Source organism: Paenibacillus sp. JCM 9796 (assembly GCF_055379675.1).
On record NZ_AP043723.1, the window covers coordinates 5,160,554 to 5,178,109 of the forward strand.

At 52.3% G+C, this 17,556-nt stretch carries 18 protein-coding genes; all 18 read left to right on the top strand.

The genetic code is table 11. The annotated features are described in order from the left end of the window. Positions 1-21: 21 nt before the first annotated feature. The 18 genes from sleB to ACZ439_RS24910 all read left to right on the top strand — a co-directional run bounded on the left by sleB (position 22) and on the right by ACZ439_RS24910 (position 17,512). Positions 22-849, top strand: coding sequence for a spore cortex-lytic enzyme (gene sleB, locus ACZ439_RS24825; protein ID WP_054795800.1), 828 nt, complete (start codon positions 22-24; stop codon positions 847-849). 95 nt (positions 850-944) lie between these two features. Beyond that, complete coding sequence (gene yfmF / locus ACZ439_RS24830) at positions 945-2,261, top strand: EF-P 5-aminopentanol modification-associated protein YfmF (RefSeq protein WP_464620318.1); 1,317 nt, start codon at positions 945-947, stop codon at positions 2,259-2,261. Continuing rightward, positions 2,262-3,548, top strand: a complete 1,287-nt coding sequence (yfmH, locus tag ACZ439_RS24835) for an EF-P 5-aminopentanol modification-associated protein YfmH (RefSeq protein ID WP_127604469.1) — start codon at positions 2,262-2,264, stop codon at positions 3,546-3,548. After that, positions 3,545-4,306: an elongation factor P 5-aminopentanone reductase gene (gene ymfI / locus ACZ439_RS24840; protein ID WP_054795801.1), complete on the top strand. Its 762-nt coding sequence runs from the start codon at positions 3,545-3,547 to the stop codon at positions 4,304-4,306. The genes yfmH and ymfI overlap by 4 nt, the downstream gene beginning before the upstream one ends. 78 nt (positions 4,307-4,384) lie before the next feature. Continuing rightward, positions 4,385-4,639 (top strand): DUF3243 domain-containing protein, encoded by a 255-nt coding sequence (locus ACZ439_RS24845; RefSeq protein WP_054795802.1) that lies wholly within the window; start codon positions 4,385-4,387, stop codon positions 4,637-4,639. A 121-nt stretch (positions 4,640-4,760) separates the two neighbouring features. Continuing rightward, complete coding sequence (locus tag ACZ439_RS24850; protein WP_464620319.1) at positions 4,761-5,615, top strand: hypothetical protein; 855 nt, start codon at positions 4,761-4,763, stop codon at positions 5,613-5,615. Between the two features lie 98 nt (positions 5,616-5,713). Further along, positions 5,714-6,493, top strand: a complete 780-nt coding sequence (locus ACZ439_RS24855; protein WP_372814085.1) for a DUF3388 domain-containing protein — start codon at positions 5,714-5,716, stop codon at positions 6,491-6,493. Positions 6,494-6,549: 56 nt separating this feature from the next. Continuing rightward, positions 6,550-7,434, top strand: coding sequence for a helix-turn-helix domain-containing protein (locus ACZ439_RS24860; RefSeq protein ID WP_054795804.1), 885 nt, complete (start codon positions 6,550-6,552; stop codon positions 7,432-7,434). A 106-nt stretch (positions 7,435-7,540) separates the two neighbouring features. Continuing rightward, positions 7,541-8,032 carry a YajQ family cyclic di-GMP-binding protein gene (locus ACZ439_RS24865; RefSeq protein ID WP_127604460.1) on the top strand — a complete coding sequence of 164 codons (492 nt, stop codon included), beginning with the start codon at positions 7,541-7,543 and terminating at the stop codon, positions 8,030-8,032. A gap of 143 nt (positions 8,033-8,175) precedes the next feature. Next, positions 8,176-9,504: a 30S ribosomal protein S12 methylthiotransferase RimO gene (rimO, locus tag ACZ439_RS24870; RefSeq protein ID WP_141333910.1), complete on the top strand. Its 1,329-nt coding sequence runs from the start codon at positions 8,176-8,178 to the stop codon at positions 9,502-9,504. Beyond that, positions 9,501-10,088, top strand: coding sequence for a CDP-diacylglycerol--glycerol-3-phosphate 3-phosphatidyltransferase (gene pgsA, locus ACZ439_RS24875; protein ID WP_141333911.1), 588 nt, complete (start codon positions 9,501-9,503; stop codon positions 10,086-10,088). The genes rimO and pgsA overlap by 4 nt, the downstream gene beginning before the upstream one ends. Positions 10,089-10,127: 39 nt before the next feature. After that, positions 10,128-11,372 carry a competence/damage-inducible protein A gene (locus tag ACZ439_RS24880; protein ID WP_464620320.1) on the top strand — a complete coding sequence of 415 codons (1,245 nt, stop codon included), beginning with the start codon at positions 10,128-10,130 and terminating at the stop codon, positions 11,370-11,372. A 183-nt stretch (positions 11,373-11,555) separates the two neighbouring features. Beyond that, positions 11,556-12,605, top strand: a complete 1,050-nt coding sequence (gene recA / locus ACZ439_RS24885; RefSeq protein ID WP_054795805.1) for a recombinase RecA — start codon at positions 11,556-11,558, stop codon at positions 12,603-12,605. 67 nt (positions 12,606-12,672) lie between these two features. Then, positions 12,673-13,377, top strand: a complete 705-nt coding sequence (locus ACZ439_RS24890; protein ID WP_054795806.1) for a RecX family transcriptional regulator — start codon at positions 12,673-12,675, stop codon at positions 13,375-13,377. A gap of 245 nt (positions 13,378-13,622) precedes the next feature. Further along, the gene (gene rny, locus ACZ439_RS24895) at positions 13,623-15,164 is read left to right on the top strand and encodes a ribonuclease Y (RefSeq protein ID WP_127604450.1); all 1,542 of its coding nucleotides are present in this window, start codon (positions 13,623-13,625) and stop codon (positions 15,162-15,164) included. 93 nt (positions 15,165-15,257) lie between these two features. Then, positions 15,258-16,052 carry a TIGR00282 family metallophosphoesterase gene (locus ACZ439_RS24900; protein ID WP_054795807.1) on the top strand — a complete coding sequence of 265 codons (795 nt, stop codon included), beginning with the start codon at positions 15,258-15,260 and terminating at the stop codon, positions 16,050-16,052. Positions 16,053-16,199: 147 nt separating this feature from the next. Continuing rightward, entirely contained in the window at positions 16,200-16,460 is a 261-nt protein-coding gene (locus tag ACZ439_RS24905) for a stage V sporulation protein S (protein ID WP_006286829.1), read from the top strand. Positions 16,461-16,561: 101 nt separating this feature from the next. Continuing rightward, the gene (locus tag ACZ439_RS24910; protein WP_430104693.1) at positions 16,562-17,512 is read left to right on the top strand and encodes a dipeptidase; all 951 of its coding nucleotides are present in this window, start codon (positions 16,562-16,564) and stop codon (positions 17,510-17,512) included. Positions 17,513-17,556: the final 44 nt, after the last annotated feature.

Genomic DNA, 17,556 nt, shown 5'->3' on the forward strand with positions numbered 1-17,556 from the left:
GGGAAAGGTGAGTTGCCGCGAATGAACAAACGATTGATTGTCATCACCGTTAGTTTGGTAGTTGTGTTATTTGCCGGGTTGGAGCTCAAGCACCGCTTACATACCGAGCAAACGTTCAGCAAGAACGAAATCAGGTACGGAACGTCCGGAACAGCAGACGTGTACGAGCTGCAGGGGCGTTTGAAATTCCTAGGCTTTTATAAAGGAGACGTCGACGGAGACTTCGGCTATCAGACGTTAAGGTCGTTGAAATGGTTCCAGTCGGAATTCGGCCTGAAAGCTGACGGCATTGTCGGCGACAAAACAAAGGTAAAGCTGTGGGAAGCCACCAAAGACTGGAAGGCCAAGCACGACGAGCTTCCGCCTTGGGTCACCGGCAGTTCGCAGGGCAACGCTCCGGCGAACAATGCGGCAGGCGGCGGCGGAGCTGCCCCGAGTACAGGCGGAACGGCGCCTGCGCCGACAGGCATGACCCCGTCCACGAGACTCGGTCTATCGCTTCAGGATATGAAGCTGATGGCGAACGCCGTTCACGGCGAAGCGCGAGGAGAGCCGTACATCGGGCAGGTGGCGGTGGCCGCTGTTATCCTTAACCGCGTCAACTCCCCGAGCTTTCCGAACACGGTCTCAGGCGTTATTTTCCAGCCGGGCGCCTTCACGGCTGTGGCTGACGGCCAAATTTGGCTGGAGCCGAACGAAACGTCGTTCAAAGCGGTCCAGGATGCGCTGAACGGCTCAGACCCTTCGGGCGGCTGCCTGTACTATTTTAACCCGGCCACGGCGACTTCAAAGTGGATTTGGACCCGTCCGCAGGTGAAAACGATAGGGAAACATATCTTTTGCAAATAACCTGTAAATAACTCGGCGAAGAAGTGACCGCTTTGCGGTTGCTTCTTCTGTTTATAGAGGAATATAATGGGAATAACCGGAAAGGCGGTAGACCGATGTCGAGAGGGGTTGTTGCAGCTTTGAAGCATATCCAACTTGAACGGGGAACCGTGCGCGGGCTACGCGTGCATGTGCTCCCGACCGAGCAATTTAAAACGTTTGCGATTTCCGTATATATCGGGTGTCCGCTGAAGGAGGACACCGTGACGCCGACCGCTTTGATTCCGTTCGTGCTGCGCCGGGGCAGCCGGGCTTATCCGGAAACGAAACAATTCCGGGAGCGGCTGGACGATTTGTACGGCGCCGGCTTCGGCTTTGACGTTTACAAGCGCGGCGATTATCAGATGGTGCAGTTTCGGATGGACGTTATTCAGGATGATTTTGTCTCAAGCAAGGAATCTTTACTGTCACAGGCGCTGCAGTTTTTAGGCGAGGCGGTGACACAACCGGCGATGGACGCCGATCGGTTGAGGGCCAAATATATCGAATCGGAGAAAACGACCGTCCAGAAGCGGTTGGAAGCGATCGTCAACGATAAGATTCGCTATGCAGCCGAACGCTGCATCGCGGAGATGTGCAAGGAGGAGCCGTATCGGCTGCATCCCCTCGGTCGTATTGAAGATTTGGCAGCCATTGATTCCGAACTGCTGACGAACCGTTACCGTCAATGGCTCGCTCAGGCCCCGATTGACGTGTATGTAGTCGGCAACACCAGTTTAAGCCAGGTACTCCCGTTGATCGAGCGTTCCTTTCAGCTTGGAGACAGCCGCGGAACCGCTCAACCGGGCTATGCCTTGAAGGCGGAGCATCGTCAAGTGACGAAGGTGAACGAAGTGGTGGAACGCCTTGACCTCAATCAAGGCAAGCTGAATATGGGGCTGCGCATCCCGACTTCGTACGGTGACGATTCGTATCCGGCCGCTCTCATGTACAACGGCATTCTGGGCGGTTATCCGCACTCCAAGCTGTTCACAAACGTCAGGGAGAAGGCGAGTCTGGCCTATTACGCTTCGTCCCGACTGGATGGACATAAAGGCATTCTCACGATACAATCCGGCATTGAGATCGGGAATTACGAGAAGGCGGTTCAAATCATTAAAGACCAGCTTCAGGCGATGAAAGACGGGCAGATTAACGACACCGAGCTGCAGCAGACGAAAGCGATGATAACCGGACATTTGCGCGAGCTTCAAGATTCAGCGTTCGAGTTAATCGCCTTCGACTTCAATAACCGGTTGTCGGGAGCGGAGCGCACCGTGCCGAAGCTGATTGAAGCGGTGGAGCAGACGACGCCTGCCGACATACAGCGGATCGCCCGGCAAACCGAGCTGGATACGATTTATTTTTTAACCGACAGCAAAGGGGGACAATAAATGCAAACGATCCCTTACCCGCAAGTCAAGGAAACGCTTTACAGCGAGCAGCTTCCTAACGGATTGACGGTATTCATTTTGCCGAAAGAAGGATTTCAAAAAACATACGCCACGTTCTCAACCAAATACGGCTCGATCGATAATCATTTCCGCGTGGAAGGCCGGCCGGAGCAAAAAGTGCCGGACGGCATCGCCCACTTTCTGGAGCACAAAATGTTCGAAGAGCCCACAGGGGACATCTTCTCCGTATTTGCCGCCCAAGGCGCGTCGGCCAATGCGTTCACAAGCTTCGATCGAACCGCTTACTTGTTTTCGGCGACCGGGCATATCCGGGAAAATTTGACGACCTTGCTTGATTTCGTGCAGCATCCTTACTTTACGGACGAGAATGTGGAGAAGGAAAAGGGGATCATCGGCCAAGAGATTAAGATGTACCAGGATAATCCGGATTGGCGCGTTTATTTCGGGTTAATTGAAACGATGTTTCATGTTCACCCGGTGCATATCGATATAGCCGGCACTGTCGAGTCGATTGGGGAAATTACGAAGGAAATGCTGTACGAATGCTACCATACGTTCTACCATCCGACCAATATGAGCTTATTTGTGGTCGGCGGCGTCGATCCGCAGGAAATAATGGATTTGGTTAAGCAAAACCAGGCGGCCAAGACGTTTAAGCCGCAGGGAGAGATTCACCGTCTGTTTGAAACGGAGCCTGGTGAAGTAAAGGCGCCGCGGAAGGAAAGCACGCTGCCCGTTTCCGTGCCGAAATGCTTGTTCGGCTGCAAGGAATCGAGTCAACCGCTTCGCGGCCGTGAGATGATGAAGCGGGAGCTGGCGATGAAAGTGGTGCTCGACATACTCGTCAGCCCCAGCTCGGCCATTTACCAGAAGCTGTATGATGAGCAGCTCATTTCCGACAGTTTCGGATCCGAATACAACATTGCGGAGCAATACGCATTCTCGGTAATCGGCGGCGACACCAAGGATCCGGAGCTGTTGATCAACCGGGTGAAAGAAGAAATAGACAAGGTGAAAGCGTCCGGCATCGACCGCGCCGATTTTGAACGGAGCAAGAAGAAGAAGATCGGTGCTTTCCTCCGCCAATTGAACTCGCCGGAGGCAATCGCCAACGAGTTTACGAAATACCGTTTTAAGGATATGGACCTTTTTGACATATTGCCGGTGTATGAACAGCTTTCGCTTGAAGATGTGAATGCATGCCTGGCCGATCATTTCAACTGGAACCAGCTCGCAGCGTCCATTGTCCGAAGCGAGGCGAAATGACACCAACCGGAATTAAATCTTTTACCGAACAAACTGTACTAATAACGGGGGCGAGCCGCGGAATCGGCGCGGCGATCGCCCGCCGGTTTGCCTCCGTCGGCATGAACGTTGTCATCCATTATTTGCAGTCGCATGAATCGGCGAACGAGACAGCCCGAAGCTGCATGCGGCACGGAGCCCGTGTACTGACGGTTACCGCTGATTTAAGATCGCTCGATCAAATCGAACGTATGCGCGAGAAGCTCGAACAGCACGGACTTATTCCCGATATTCTGGTTAATAACGCGGGTATTTCCCATTACGGGATGCTGTCTGATGTCACGGAAACGGAATGGGATGACATTATGAACATCAACTTAAAAGGTACGTTTCTGATGACGCGGCAGTTCATGCCCGCGATGATTGCTCAAAAATACGGGCGGATCATTAACGTTTCGTCGATTTGGGGCATCTCCGGCGCTTCTTGCGAAGTCGCATATTCGACGGCGAAGGGCGGGATCAACGCCTTCACGAAAGCACTGGCAAAGGAGCTTGCGCCCTCGGCGGTAACGGTGAACGCAGTCGCTCCCGGCGCCGTGGACACGATGATGATGGCAGGCTTCGACGCGCAGGAGAAAGCGGCGCTTGAGCACGACATTCCGGCGGGAAGGTTCGCCCAACCCGACGAAATCGCTTCACTCGTTTATTTCTTGGCGCTGCCGGAATCCGGCTATATTACCGGACAAATCATAAGTCCCAACGGCGGATGGCTGACCTGACCAACCGTATAAACTTTGCGTGTTTTGCGAATTCTAACCTTTGTAACGTCGATATCACTTCAAAGGAGGAATTGCGGCATGGCAACTGTGCTGAAGGTGTTTGAACGCTGGAAGGAATTTTTAGGAGAGCGTGTAGAGCAAGCAGAGAAAGCCGGGATGAGCGATGAGACGATATCGAAACTCGCGTTCCAGATCGGCGAGTTTTTATCCGATAAAGTCGATCCCGAGAACAAAGAAGAACGCGTCCTGAAAGAACTGTGGGATGTATGTGACGAGCAAGAAAGAAAAACGCTCGCCAAAGCTATGGTGAAGCTTGCCAAAGCGAATAATTAATCATAAGCGTCATTTTAAGCCAGCCTCCTTCCCAGGGGGCTTTTTTTGCGCTGCCTGCGCATAGCTTGGAATGGCGTTTTGAAACGTATATACTAAGGAGAAGAGCTCGGAAGATACAGAAATGAGGGTAGTAAGAAAGATGAAAGGGCTTATCCGAATCATTGCGTTGTTCCTTACCGTCGGTTTGCTCGCCGGGTGCAGCAAAAATATTCCCAGCATCGATCCGGCCTTGCTGCAAAGCAAACCTTCGCTGCTGGTAGTGACCGAACCGAACTTGGCGCCCGATACGAAGCAGCGGCTGCAAGCCGCTTTGGTGGATTGGCGCGATCACCATCAGACCGCCTTCGATTGGTTCGCTGACGTGTCGACGCTGTCGGAAGAACAATTGGAAGCGATCCGTTCCCATGCCTACGATTATATCGTAGTGGCTGGTCATGAACTGGTGCAGGCGACGCTTCCGCAAGCGGAGCAAATTGGAAACCGCAAATGGATTTTGCTTGATGATCAGGTTGTCCGGCAGACATTGTCCATCCAAGGCTCGCATATCATGGTGAAGTCGGTTCTGGAATCGCAGCTTCGCGGCGAATGGGACGAATGGGTCAGGCAGCAGCTCGTCTCCGATCGGGCGATCGAATGGGTGACTACCTCGGCGTATCCGATTCCGTCCGAATGGGCGCCGTCGGAAGAGGCCGAATACGTGTCGCTTGCGGATGCGGAAGGCTGGTACAGTCAATTACAGTTTCAGGTTCGCTCGCACGGCCCTGCGTGGATTGTCGTGTTCGCGCCGCTGGAAAAAAGTCAATTGCAGCGCATTCGCGGCTTGCAGGTGCCTGTTGTTAACATGGCGCAGACGACGGTCGAATTGAACTGGAACGAAATTCTCGTTACCTTGAGGAACAACCTCTCGAACCAGGCGTGGACCCCCGGTTTGCAGCCTTATGAGCAGCGGGAAGCGGTTGTGAAGAAGAATTTTTGAAAACCCGCCTGAAACGGGAGGAATTTATCGAATATTGTAGAATATTTTTCGTATCCCCATTTGTACAAAACCTAACATTCTATGATCGGAGAACGGACATGACGAACGAATATAACGATAAGAAGCAATGGTATATGGAGTATAGAATACATAAGAACCGTCCAGGCTTGCTGGGCGATATCGCTTCTTTGATGGGGATGCTCGACATCAACATCGTGACGATCAACGGGGTGGAAGACCGGACACGCGGCATGCTGCTGCAAACGAATGATGAAGAAAAAGTGGAATTAATGGGTAAAATGTTAAAAAAAGTGGATAATATAACTATAACGGCTCTTCGTACGCCCAAATTGGTTGACATTTTGGCGGTACGTCACGGCCGTTATATCGAACGCGACTCGGACGATAAGAAGACGTTCCGCTTTACGCGCGACGAACTAGGACTTTTGGTCGATTTTCTTGGCGAAGTGTTCAAGCGGGATGGCAATCATGTTGTCGGCTTGCGGGGGATGCCAAGGGTAGGGAAAACCGAGTCCATCATTGCCGGCAGCGTGTGCGCGAACAAACGGTGGACGTTCGTTTCTTCGACCTTGCTTCGTCAGACGGTGCGCAGTCAACTATCCGAGGACGAGATGAACCCGAACAACGTGTTCATTATCGACGGTATCGTATCCACGCTGCGTTCCAACGAGAAGCATTACGGGCTGCTCCAGGACATTATGGGCATGCCGTCCACAAAAGTGATCGAGCATCCGGATATTTTCATCCGGGAATCGGAATATACGTATGATCATTTCGACTGCATCGTCGAACTGCGCACGACGCCTGATGAAGAGATTACTTATGAAAGTTTTACCGGCGGCTTCGATTCCTATTGAGGATGTCCGGCTAAAGGTTCAAAGCATACGACTCATAACGGGAAGGGGTGACAAGCGTGACCGATCTCGGTCTGTTATTGAAGAAAGCGAGAATGGAAAAGAAGATTTCGCTTGAAGATTTGCAGGAAGTGACCAAAATCCGCAAGCGCTATTTGGAAGCGATCGAAGAAGGCAACTACAAAGTGCTGCCCGGCAATTTTTATGTGCGCGCATTTATCAAGAGCTATGCCGAAGCCGTAGGGCTCGATCCGAACGAAGTGCTGCAGATGTATCAGAATGTCATTCCTGCGACGGAAACGGATAAGGTTGAGCCGATCCGCACGACGCGCACATCGACGACCCGAAATACGGAACGTATCGGCAAATGGGCCTCCAACATCATGGTGATCTCTTTTGTCGTCCTTATTTTGGGGATTATTTATTACTTTATGAGCATCAACTACAAAGGCACGAGCGACGCCAGCAACAATTTGCCGAAGCAGATTACCGATAAGATCGAGCCGGCCGCGCCAAAAACGGATAACGGGGGAACCCCGGGCACGGGGGCAAACGGCGGCGGACAGCTCGCGCAAACGCAGCCCGAGCCGATTGCAGCGGCACCGGTCGCGCCTGAGCCTGAGCCTAAGAACGAAGTGAAGCTGGTCAAGAGTGAGCGGGGGACCGATTTTTATGCGGTCAGCGGAACCGATAAGCTCAAGATCGAGGTGAAGGTAGTCGGCGACGAGTGTTGGATGAAGATCGACGAGCTCGGCACAAGCCGCCAACAGCTGCACGAAGGAATATTGAAGAATGGGGAAGTGAAAAGTTGGGAACTTGCCAATCCGGCTTATTTACGTTTTGGCAAAGCCAGCGCCATGGAGATTGTCATTAACGGTCAAAGCTATCCGGTCGGCAATCAGGCCAACGTGAAGAACGTGCAGGTGGACTTCCTGAAATCGTAGCCGCATCGGCGGGCATCCAAGGAGACACGCGCTGCCTTTGTGCAGAGGGTGTCTTTTTTGTTACAATAAAAACTGGTAAAATTTTGACGGGAAGGAAGTTCGATTCATGAGCAGTGAAAATTCATTCGATATCGTATCCAAGCTTGATATGCAGGAAATGAACAATGCGATCAACCAGGCGGAGAAAGAGATCGCCACACGCTTCGATTTCAAGGGCAGCAAGAGCAGCATCACCTTGGAAAAGGAAGAGCTTGTCGTCGTCTCGGACGACGATTTCAAGCTGCAGAACGTACTCGACATTCTGCAATCCAAGATGGCCAAGCGGGGCATCTCGTTGAAAAATTTAGAATACGGCAAGGTTGAGCCGGCCGCGAACAGCACGGTGCGCCAGCGGATTAAAGTCAAGCAGGGCATCGATCAAGACATTGCCAAAAAAATCAATATCCTGATTCGTGATTCGAAGCTGAAGGTGAAAAGTCAAATTCAAGGCGATCAAATTCGGGTCACCGGAAAGAGTAAAGACGATCTTCAGCAAGTCATGCAGCTGCTTCGCAAAGCCGATTTGCCGCTGGAGCTGCAGTTCATCAATTTCCGTTAACGGCACAGAGTAGGCTTTAAACCTTGCGGATTCTAAGACCTGCAAGGTTTTTCGTGTTTTTGACACTGTTTGCGGGAGTATATTATACTTGTAGCAGACCCAATTAGAAGTAAAAGGCTTCATGCCGTTTTGGAGGAAATTTCATGACAGAGAAAGTCAAAGTGGTTACCCTGGGCTGTGAGAAAAATTTGGTCGATTCCGAGATTATGTCCGGCCTCGTCCATGAACGCGGGTACCAGCTCGTAGCCGAGAAGGAAGAAGCGACCATTATCATCGTCAACACGTGCGGCTTCATCGACGCGGCGAAGGAAGAGTCGGTGAATACGATTCTCGATATGGCGGAACTGAAAGAAACCGCGAATTTGAAAGCTTTGATCGTTTCCGGTTGCTTGACTCAGCGCTATAAGAAGGAATTGATGAACGAGATGCCGGAGATCGACGGCATCGTCGGAACGGGTGATTTCGATAAAATCAACGACATTATTGATGAAGCGCTGGCCGGGAAAAAACCGATCTTTGTCGGTAACCCGGTGTTTAACTATGAGAAGAAGCTGCCGCGCCGTTTGTCCACTCCTCGTTATACGGCTTATGTGAAGATTGCGGAAGGCTGCGATAACGCCTGTACGTTCTGCAGCATCCCGATCATGCGGGGCAAGTTCCGCAGCCGCAGCATCGAATCAATTTTGGACGAAGTGGCCCAGCTCGCCGCGCAAGGGGTCAAGGAAATCAGCCTGATCGCGCAAGATTCGACCAATTACGGTACGGATCTTTACGATTCGTTCAAGCTGCCTGAACTTATGAACCGCGTCAGCGAAGTGCCGGGCATCGAGTGGGTTCGGCTGCATTACGCTTATCCGGGATTTTTCACCGATGAGCTGATCGAAACGATTGCCGGCAATCCGAAAATTTGCAAATATATCGACATGCCTCTGCAGCACAGCGAGGACGGCATCCTGAAGCGGATGCGCCGTCCGGGACGGCAGCGCGACGCGCGGGAGCTGATCCGCAAAATCCGCGACCGCATTCCGGGCGTATCGCTTCGCACCTCGATTATCGTCGGTTTCCCGGGAGAGACGGACGAAGACTTCGAGAAGCTCAAAGCGTTCGTTCGCGAAGTAAAGTTCGACCGGCTAGGCGTCTTTACCTATTCGAAGGAAGAGGATACGCCGGCATCCCGGTTGCCGGATCAAGTGGCAGACGACGTGAAGGAATACCGGGCCAACGTGCTGATGGAAATACAGCGTGAAATCTCGAATGAACGCAACAGCGATCGGATCGGCCAAGTGATCGACGTGCTGATCGAAAAATACGACGGCCGGAACGATGTTTATGTCGGGCGTTCGCAGTTCGACGCGCCGGAAATCGACGGCGAGGTGTTTGCCCGCGGCGCCGATTTGCAGATCGGCGAAATTGCCAAGGTTCGCATTACGCATTCGTTCGAATTTGATCTGTCCGGGGAGGTTGTGGCATGAATTTAGCCAACCGGATTACGTTGGCGAGAATTTTTTTAGTACCGATCATCATGTTCTTCCTGCTCATTAACGTCAAATTCCCGCATGTCCGGATCGAGCAATTTACGATTACGTACAATCAGATTATCGCTGCGCTGATCTTTATTATTGCGGCCAGCACGGACAGCCTTGACGGTTATATCGCGAGAAAACGGAAGCTTGTCACGAATCTGGGCAAGCTTCTGGACCCGCTTGCCGACAAGCTGCTCGTATCCGCCGTACTCATCTCTCTGGTCGAGATGGATAAACTGGACGCCTGGATTGCGATTGTGATCATCAGCCGGGAGTTTGCAGTCACCGGCCTGCGTCAAATCGCTCTGCTGGAAGGCACCGTCATGGCTGCAAGCAAATGGGGCAAGTGGAAGACAGCGACGCAAATCACGGCGATTATTGCGCTTCTTATCAACAACTTCCCGTTTGCTTTCATCGATTTCCGTTTCGATCTCGTAGCCAGCTGGGTAGCTGCAATTATTACGCTTTATTCCGGCTTTGATTATTTTATTAAAAACAAACACGTTATCAATTTCGACGACAAGAAACAGTAGGGCGACCTATTGTTTTTGTTGTATCCGGAGGGGAATAGGATGAGAGCGGAAATTATCGCCGTCGGCACGGAGCTGCTGATGGGTCAAATCGCCAATACGAACGCGCAGTTTTTATCTAAAGGCTTGGCCGACCTGGGCATCGGCGTATATTTTCATACGGTCGTCGGTGACAATGCCGGACGGATCAAGGAATCGCTTGCGCTTGCGAAGAGCCGGGCCGACTTGATTATTTGCACGGGCGGTCTGGGGCCTACGCAGGACGACATAACGAAGGATGTGCTTGCCGAGGTGCTTGGACGGCCGCTGGTGATCCACCAGCCTTCGATGGACAAAATGACGGAGCTGTTCGCCAAACGAAACATGCCGATGGTCGAGAGCAACGCCCGGCAGGCGCTGATGCTGGAAGGGAGCGATCCCCTGGCGAACGAAACGGGCCTTGCGGTGGGCGTCGCCTTAACGGTGGACGGCACGCGCTACGTGCTTCTGCCGGGTCCGCCGAGCGAAATGAAGCCGATGTTCGAGCTTCAGGTCAAACCGTGGTTAGAAGCGAATGTCGAAGGTCTGGAGGCGCTTCATTCGACCATGCTCAAGTTTGCAGGCATCGGCGAGTCGTCGCTGGAGCATCAACTGATCGATTTGATCGACGCGCAGACGGATCCTACGATAGCGCCTTACGCCAAGGAAGGCGAGGTGGCCATTCGGTTAACGACGCGCGCAGGAAGCGCGCAGGAAGCCGCACGGAAGCTTAAACCGCTGGAGGATGAGATACGCCGCCGGCTCGGAGGCTTCATCTATGCGGCAGAAGACATCTCGCTCGAAGAATTCCTCTTGCGGGAGCTCGCTTTCCGCGGCCAAACACTCGCCGTGGCCGAAAGCTGCACCGGAGGACAGCTCAGCGATTTGCTGACGGCCGTACCGGGCAGCTCGAACGCTTTCGCCGGCGGGTTGATCAGTTATACGAACCAGGTGAAACACCGCGTGCTCGGCATTCCCTTGAACGAGCTCGAAGGCGAGGGAGCTCCCGGAGCCGTCAGCGCGGAAACGGCGATCCGGATGGCGGAGGCCGTACGGACTTTGTGCGGGGCCGATTACGGACTATCCGTCACCGGCGTGGCAGGACCCTCGGAATCGGAAGGCAAGCCGGTTGGCTTGGTGTATGTCGGGATTGCGGGCGGGGGCGAGGCGGCGGCGGTTGAGCTGCAAGCATGGGGCAACCGCTCGACAATCAAGCTGCGCGCGTCCAAAAGCGCGCTCTATCAGCTGTGGGAACGGCTAAAATCGTAGTTGCCGCTCACTAGAAAATAAAGTATAATAGATTTACGCGGAAGCACCGTAACAACTTTAAACCTTGTTACGGTTTTTATTTGGACCAAGATGCGAATATATGTTCGAGAAAAACCTTGGCAAAGGTTATGAAAACCGTTATGATGGAAACATAAGAGAATATAGAAGAGGGAAGTGAGTCTCTTGACGGATCGTCGCGCAGCACTGGAAAATGCCCTTCGTCAAATCGAGAAGCAGTTTGGTAAAGGGTCGATTATGAAACTGGGTGAATCTACCCACATGCAAGTGGAAACTATTCCAAGCGGCTCGCTTGCGCTCGATATCGCGCTCGGTATCGGCGGTTATCCGCGCGGTAGAATTATAGAAGTTTACGGACCGGAGTCTTCAGGTAAAACGACCGTAGCGCTGCATGCCATCGCGGAAGTGCAGAAGGTAGGCGGCACGGCGGCATTCATCGATGCGGAGCACGCTCTTGATCCGCTTTATGCAAGCAAGCTTGGCATCAACATCGACGAACTGCTCCTGTCACAGCCCGATACGGGCGAACAGGCGCTCGAGATCGCGGAAGCGCTCGTACGAAGCGGCGCGGTCGACATCATCGTCATCGACTCCGTAGCCGCGCTCGTGCCGAGAGCGGAGATCGAAGGGGAGATGGGGGATTCGCACGTCGGGCTGCAAGCGCGTCTGATGTCGCAAGCGCTGCGTAAGCTGTCCGGAGCGATCAACAAGTCGAAGACGATCGCCATCTTCATCAACCAGCTGCGCGAGAAAGTCGGCGTCATGTTCGGGAACCCGGAGACGACCCCCGGCGGACGGGCGCTCAAGTTTTATTCTTCCGTACGTTTGGACGTACGCCGCGTAGAAACGATCAAGCAAGGCAACGATATGGTCGGTAACCGGACGAAGATTAAAGTCGTTAAGAATAAAGTAGCGCCGCCGTTCAAACAAGCGGAGATCGATATCATGTACGGCGAAGGAATTTCCAAAGAGGGCAGCATCGTCGACATCGCGACAGAAATGGATATTATCCAGAAGAGCGGCGCGTGGTATTCCTACAGTGGCGAGCGTCTTGGTCAAGGCCGTGAGAACGCGAAGCAATTCTTGAAGGAAAATCCGCATCTGGCGGATGCGATCGAGAAGAAAATTCGGGAAACCAGCAATTTGGTTGCAGTAGTCGGACCGAATACGGACGATGATGAAGAGGAAGAAGAGGATTTGGCAGTACTCGAATAAATCGGCTTAAGGCACCTTTTCTTAGCAGAAGGGTGCCTTTTCGCCGTTTCTTGTGGAGGTAGTATGGATGACCGGTTATCAAGAAAGCGCACCGCTGGGCGGTTTTATTACGAAAGTGGAGCGTCAGGCGAGAGCTCAGCAGCGGTACAATGTTTTCATAGACGATAAGTTGGCTTTTTCCGTCCATGAAGACATTATGATCAAGTACCGGCTCTTAAAGGGTGCGCAGGTGGAGTCTGCGGAGATGGAACGGATTCTGGCGGCTGAAGAGAGGCATAAGGCTTACTTGAGCGCTGTTCGATTGCTGGCGAGCCGGCTTCGCTCCGAACACGAGATGCGTTCGCGGCTGAAGGAAAAGGAATTTCAGCCGGATGTCATCGAAGACGTGATTTCCCGGCTGAGAACGGAAGGGTACTTGAATGACGCTTTGTTTGCGGAACAAATGGCGAAGCAGCGTTCGCAATCGCAAAAGAAAGGGCGTCACTGGATCAAACAGGAATTGAAGCAAAAGGGCGTACCCAACGAGCATATCGAAACGGCTCTTGCCGGAGTGGACGCGGAGACGGAGCGGGAGGCGGCCTACGCGCTCGTTTCCAGACGTTACAAGCGGGAGTGGGAGGAAGACCCGTCGAAAGCCCGGCGGAAAATCGCTTCCTTCTTGCAGCGCAGAGGGTACACGTTAACCGTCGTTCAACAAGTTCTGGGCAAAATGCCGCAGCGCAGCATGGACGATGATGACTTGGCGGAGTTGGATCTTTCGGAATATGAGTGATCCGATTAAAATATTTATCCTATTTAGATAGGGGGCGAAGGCCAACAGCTTGACAAGCTTCTTGACCAAACTATAAAATAATCATGTATATTCATCATATACAGAATCATTCCTTGACAGCCCAAGGAGACGATTCGCAAAGTAAAATCGCCAATTTTTACTTTTTCTAACGTATGTAGAATGGATTAAACAACCTGATTATCCCAAGCTTACCCCTTGGAGAAACAACGAGGGAGGTGAACTGGATGGAACCGATCATCTGGATCCTGATTGTTCTCGTTGTTGGTGTACTATGCTTCGGGATCGGTTATTTTATCCGCAAGTCCCTTGCAGAGGCGAAAATTTCAAGTGCTGAACATGCCGCACAGCAGATCATCGACAACGCTCGCAAAGAAGCGGAGGCACTGAAAAAGGAAACGGTTCTGGAAGCGAAGGACGAAATTCACAAGCTCAGAACCGAAGCTGAAAAAGACATTCGTGAACGTCGAAACGAAACACAACGACAAGAGAGACGACTGTTGCAAAAAGAGGAATCGCTGGATAAAAAATTAGAATCTCTTGAGAAAAAAGAAGAGCAGGTCGCCAACAAGGAGAAACGAATCGAAGAAACCCAAGCGCAAATTGATCAGATTTATCGTGATCAAGTTTCCGAGTTGGAGCGAATTTCCTCGTTGACGATGGATGATGCGAAACAGATCATCTTGACGAACGTGGAGCGGGAAGTTCGCCATGAAACCGCGCAATTGATTAAAGAAATCGAACAACAAGCCAAAGAAGAAGGCGACAAGAAGGCCAGAGACATTATTACTTTGGCCATCCAAAGATGCGCCGCGGATCATGTGGCCGAAACCACCGTATCCGTTGTTGCGCTTCCTAACGAAGAAATGAAAGGGCGCATTATCGGTAGAGAAGGCCGTAACATCCGGGCACTGGAAACTTTGACCGGTATCGACCTCATTATCGACGATACGCCGGAAGCGGTTATCTTGTCCGGCTTCGATCCGATTCGCCGTGAAATTGCGCGTACGTCGCTTGAGAAGCTCGTAGCCGACGGACGTATTCACCCGGCTCGAATCGAAGAAATGGTGGAGAAGTCCCGCAAAGAAGTGGACGAGCGGATTCGCGAGTACGGCGAGCAAGCGACTTTCGAAACCGGCGTACACGGACTCCACCCGGATCTGATCAAAATTCTGGGTCGTCTGAAATTCCGTACCAGCTACGGTCAGAACGTGCTGAAGCATTCCATGGAGGTCGCTTACCTCGCAGGACTGATGGCAGGAGAGCTCGGAGAAGACGTGACATTGGCGAAACGTGCCGGACTTCTTCATGACATCGGGAAAGCGCTGGATCACGAAGTGGAAGGCTCGCACGTGGAGATCGGCGTGGAGATCGCCAAGAAGTACAAAGAACATCCAGTCGTTATTAACAGTATCGCCTCGCATCACGGCGATACGGAAGCGACATCGGTCATCGCCATGCTCGTCGGCGCAGCGGATGCTTTATCCGCAGCAAGACCGGGTGCGCGCAGAGAAACGCTGGAGACGTACATCCGTCGTCTCGAGAAGCTTGAGGAAATCTCGGAATCGTTCGATGGCGTAGAGAAATCTTTTGCCATTCAAGCGGGGCGTGAGGTTCGCGTCATGGTCCAACCGGAGAAAGTGGACGACACCGAGGCGTTCCGATTGGCTCGGGATATTACGAAGAAAATCGAGAGCGAACTCGATTATCCGGGTCATATTAAAGTGACGGTCATTCGCGAGACGCGTGCCGTAGAATATGCCAAATAACCTGAGAGCAGCACAATCCGAAAGAGAAGTGGCCGACACAGCCACTTCTCTTTCATTAGGTAGACCGATGAGCATGTATAGGGGGTTACGAACATTAGACTGTTATTTATTGGAGACATCGTAGGCTCGGTCGGACGCAAGGCGCTAAAGACGTGCTTGCCGAAGCTGAAATTGAAGTACAACCCGACCTGGATTGTCGTGAACGGAGAGAACGCAGCGGCGGGCCGCGGCATTACGTCGGCGATTACGCGCGAATTTTACGAGCTTGGCGTTCAGGGGATTACGATGGGGAATCATACGTGGGATCAGAAGGACATCTTTGAATTTATCGATGGGGACGACCGGATTGTCCGGCCGGCCAATTATCCGGCTGGCACACCGGGCAAAGGATTGACATTCGTAAAGACCAAAGACAAGGAGCTGGCGATCATCAATCTGATGGGACGCACGTTCCTGCCGCCGCTGGATTGTCCCTTCGCGAAAGCCGACGAATTGGTAGAGGCGGCGCGTAAACGAACGCCGTACATATTCGTTGACTTCCATGCCGAGGCAACGTCGGAGAAGCTGGCTATGGGCTGGCATTTGGACGGCCGCGTGTCGGCCGTGGTCGGTACGCATACGCATGTGCAAACGCATGACGAGCGCATTTTCCCGCAAGGAACGGCCTATTTGACCGATGTCGGCATGGTGGGACCCCGTGACGGTATTCTGGGCATGGAGCGGACGGCTGTTTTATATAAATTTATGACCCAGCTGCCGTCCCGGTTCGTCGTGGATGAAGGCCAGTGGCACTTCCACGCCGTCTGTATCGACTTGAATCCGACGACCGGACTCGGTCAGAAGATGCAGCTGATCCGGATGAATGAAGAAGACCTGTTGTTCGAATAGGCGGCTTGCTCCTTGCCGCTTTTTCTAAATTGACAAACAATTCAAATATTTTCGAAAATACCACTTTCGGTTAGAAGGAATTAACCGCAAATTCCTAGAATATGATTAGTACTGGAAGCTATCATCATTCCCGAGGAGGTACTTTTCATGGAAGTATTAAAGGTTTCAGCAAAATCCAACCCAAATTCCGTTGCTGGCGCACTTGCCGGAGTGTTGCGTGAACGTGGGGCGGCGGAGCTCCAGGCTATCGGCGCAGGGGCGCTTAATCAAGCTATTAAAGCGGTAGCGATCGCCCGAGGATTTGTGGCTCCCAGCGGGGTTGATTTGATTTGCATACCAGCGTTTACCGATATTGTCATTGACGGTGAAGATCGCACGGCGATCAAGCTGATCGTGGAGCCGAGATAGTTCATATACGTTCATATCATAAACCCAAACGCCTGTTTACGCCGTAGACAGGTTTTTTTGGGCTGTGCGCCGGCAGGCGAAGAGAGGGAGGATGAGAGATCGTGACCAGGATCGTCATCGACGGACATTGCGACGTGTTATACAAATTGTTTGAAAACCGAGCGCTTGATTTCTACGGTACGAGCCTCAGCGGATTAGACGTGACGTATGAGCGAATGTGCCGTTCCAATATAAAAGTGCAATTTTTTGCAATTTATTTACCGGAACGTATAACCGTCCCTCATTTTGACTATTACTTGGAATACATCTCCATTTTCTACAGGAAAGTCGCATCGGACGGTCGCATCCGTCCGATTAAGAATCGAGGCGATTTGGAGGCGGTGATGAACGGCAAGCAGCGCGGCGCGCTGTTGACGTTGGAAGGAGCGGATGCCTTACACGGCAATCCGCTTTATTTGCGGACGTTGTACGAGCTGGGCGTGCGGATGATCGGCACGACGTGGAACTACGCGAATTGGGCGGCTGACGGTATTTTGGAGCCGCGGCAAGCAGGCTTTTCCAGGAAGGGAAAAACCTTTATTAAAGAATGTGACGAACTGGGTATTCTAATGGATGCTTCTCATTTATCGGTGGCGGCTTTTTGGGATCTGGCCGACACCGCGCGCTTGCCCTTCGTAGCGTCGCATTCCAACGCGAAGGCGATATGCGGGCATCCGCGCAACCTGGATGACAGCCAAATCCGCGAAATCATTCGCCGCGACGGGCGGATCGGAATCACGTTCGTTCCTTGGTTCGTCAAGAGTCAAGGGGGTGCGACGATTGACGACTTGCTCAAACATATCGATTATATTTGCGCATTGGGAGGCGAACGGCAGGTGGCGTTCGGATCAGACTTCGATGGAATTGACCGCTGGATTCCGCAGCTGGAGCATGCGGGACAATTCCCGCGGCTGGTCGAAGCGTTGGCCAAACGTTATTCGGACGAACAAGTGAACCGATTTCTTTATGCCAATTGGCACTCGTTGTTACAGGCCTATTTGCCGGTTCACTAAAACTTAACATCTGTTTTCTAGATACAAGACCATTAAACTATTCT

Excerpts from the sequence above, each read along its gene's own strand:
- sleB (WP_054795800.1), top strand. The coding sequence starts at position 22 with ATGAACAAACGATTGATTGTCATCACCGTTAGTTTGGTAGTTGTGTTA.
- yfmF (WP_464620318.1), top strand. The coding sequence starts at position 945 with ATGTCGAGAGGGGTTGTTGCAGCTTTGAAGCATATCCAACTTGAACGG.
- yfmH (WP_127604469.1), top strand. The coding sequence starts at position 2,262 with ATGCAAACGATCCCTTACCCGCAAGTCAAGGAAACGCTTTACAGCGAG.
- ymfI (WP_054795801.1), top strand. The coding sequence starts at position 3,545 with ATGACACCAACCGGAATTAAATCTTTTACCGAACAAACTGTACTAATA.
- ACZ439_RS24845 (WP_054795802.1), top strand. The coding sequence starts at position 4,385 with ATGGCAACTGTGCTGAAGGTGTTTGAACGCTGGAAGGAATTTTTAGGA.
- ACZ439_RS24850 (WP_464620319.1), top strand. The coding sequence starts at position 4,761 with ATGAGGGTAGTAAGAAAGATGAAAGGGCTTATCCGAATCATTGCGTTG.
- ACZ439_RS24855 (WP_372814085.1), top strand. The coding sequence starts at position 5,714 with ATGACGAACGAATATAACGATAAGAAGCAATGGTATATGGAGTATAGA.
- ACZ439_RS24865 (WP_127604460.1), top strand. The coding sequence starts at position 7,541 with ATGAGCAGTGAAAATTCATTCGATATCGTATCCAAGCTTGATATGCAG.
- rimO (WP_141333910.1), top strand. The coding sequence starts at position 8,176 with ATGACAGAGAAAGTCAAAGTGGTTACCCTGGGCTGTGAGAAAAATTTG.
- pgsA (WP_141333911.1), top strand. The coding sequence starts at position 9,501 with ATGAATTTAGCCAACCGGATTACGTTGGCGAGAATTTTTTTAGTACCG.
- ACZ439_RS24880 (WP_464620320.1), top strand. The coding sequence starts at position 10,128 with ATGAGAGCGGAAATTATCGCCGTCGGCACGGAGCTGCTGATGGGTCAA.
- ACZ439_RS24890 (WP_054795806.1), top strand. The coding sequence starts at position 12,673 with ATGACCGGTTATCAAGAAAGCGCACCGCTGGGCGGTTTTATTACGAAA.
- rny (WP_127604450.1), top strand. The coding sequence starts at position 13,623 with ATGGAACCGATCATCTGGATCCTGATTGTTCTCGTTGTTGGTGTACTA.
- ACZ439_RS24905 (WP_006286829.1), top strand. The coding sequence starts at position 16,200 with ATGGAAGTATTAAAGGTTTCAGCAAAATCCAACCCAAATTCCGTTGCT.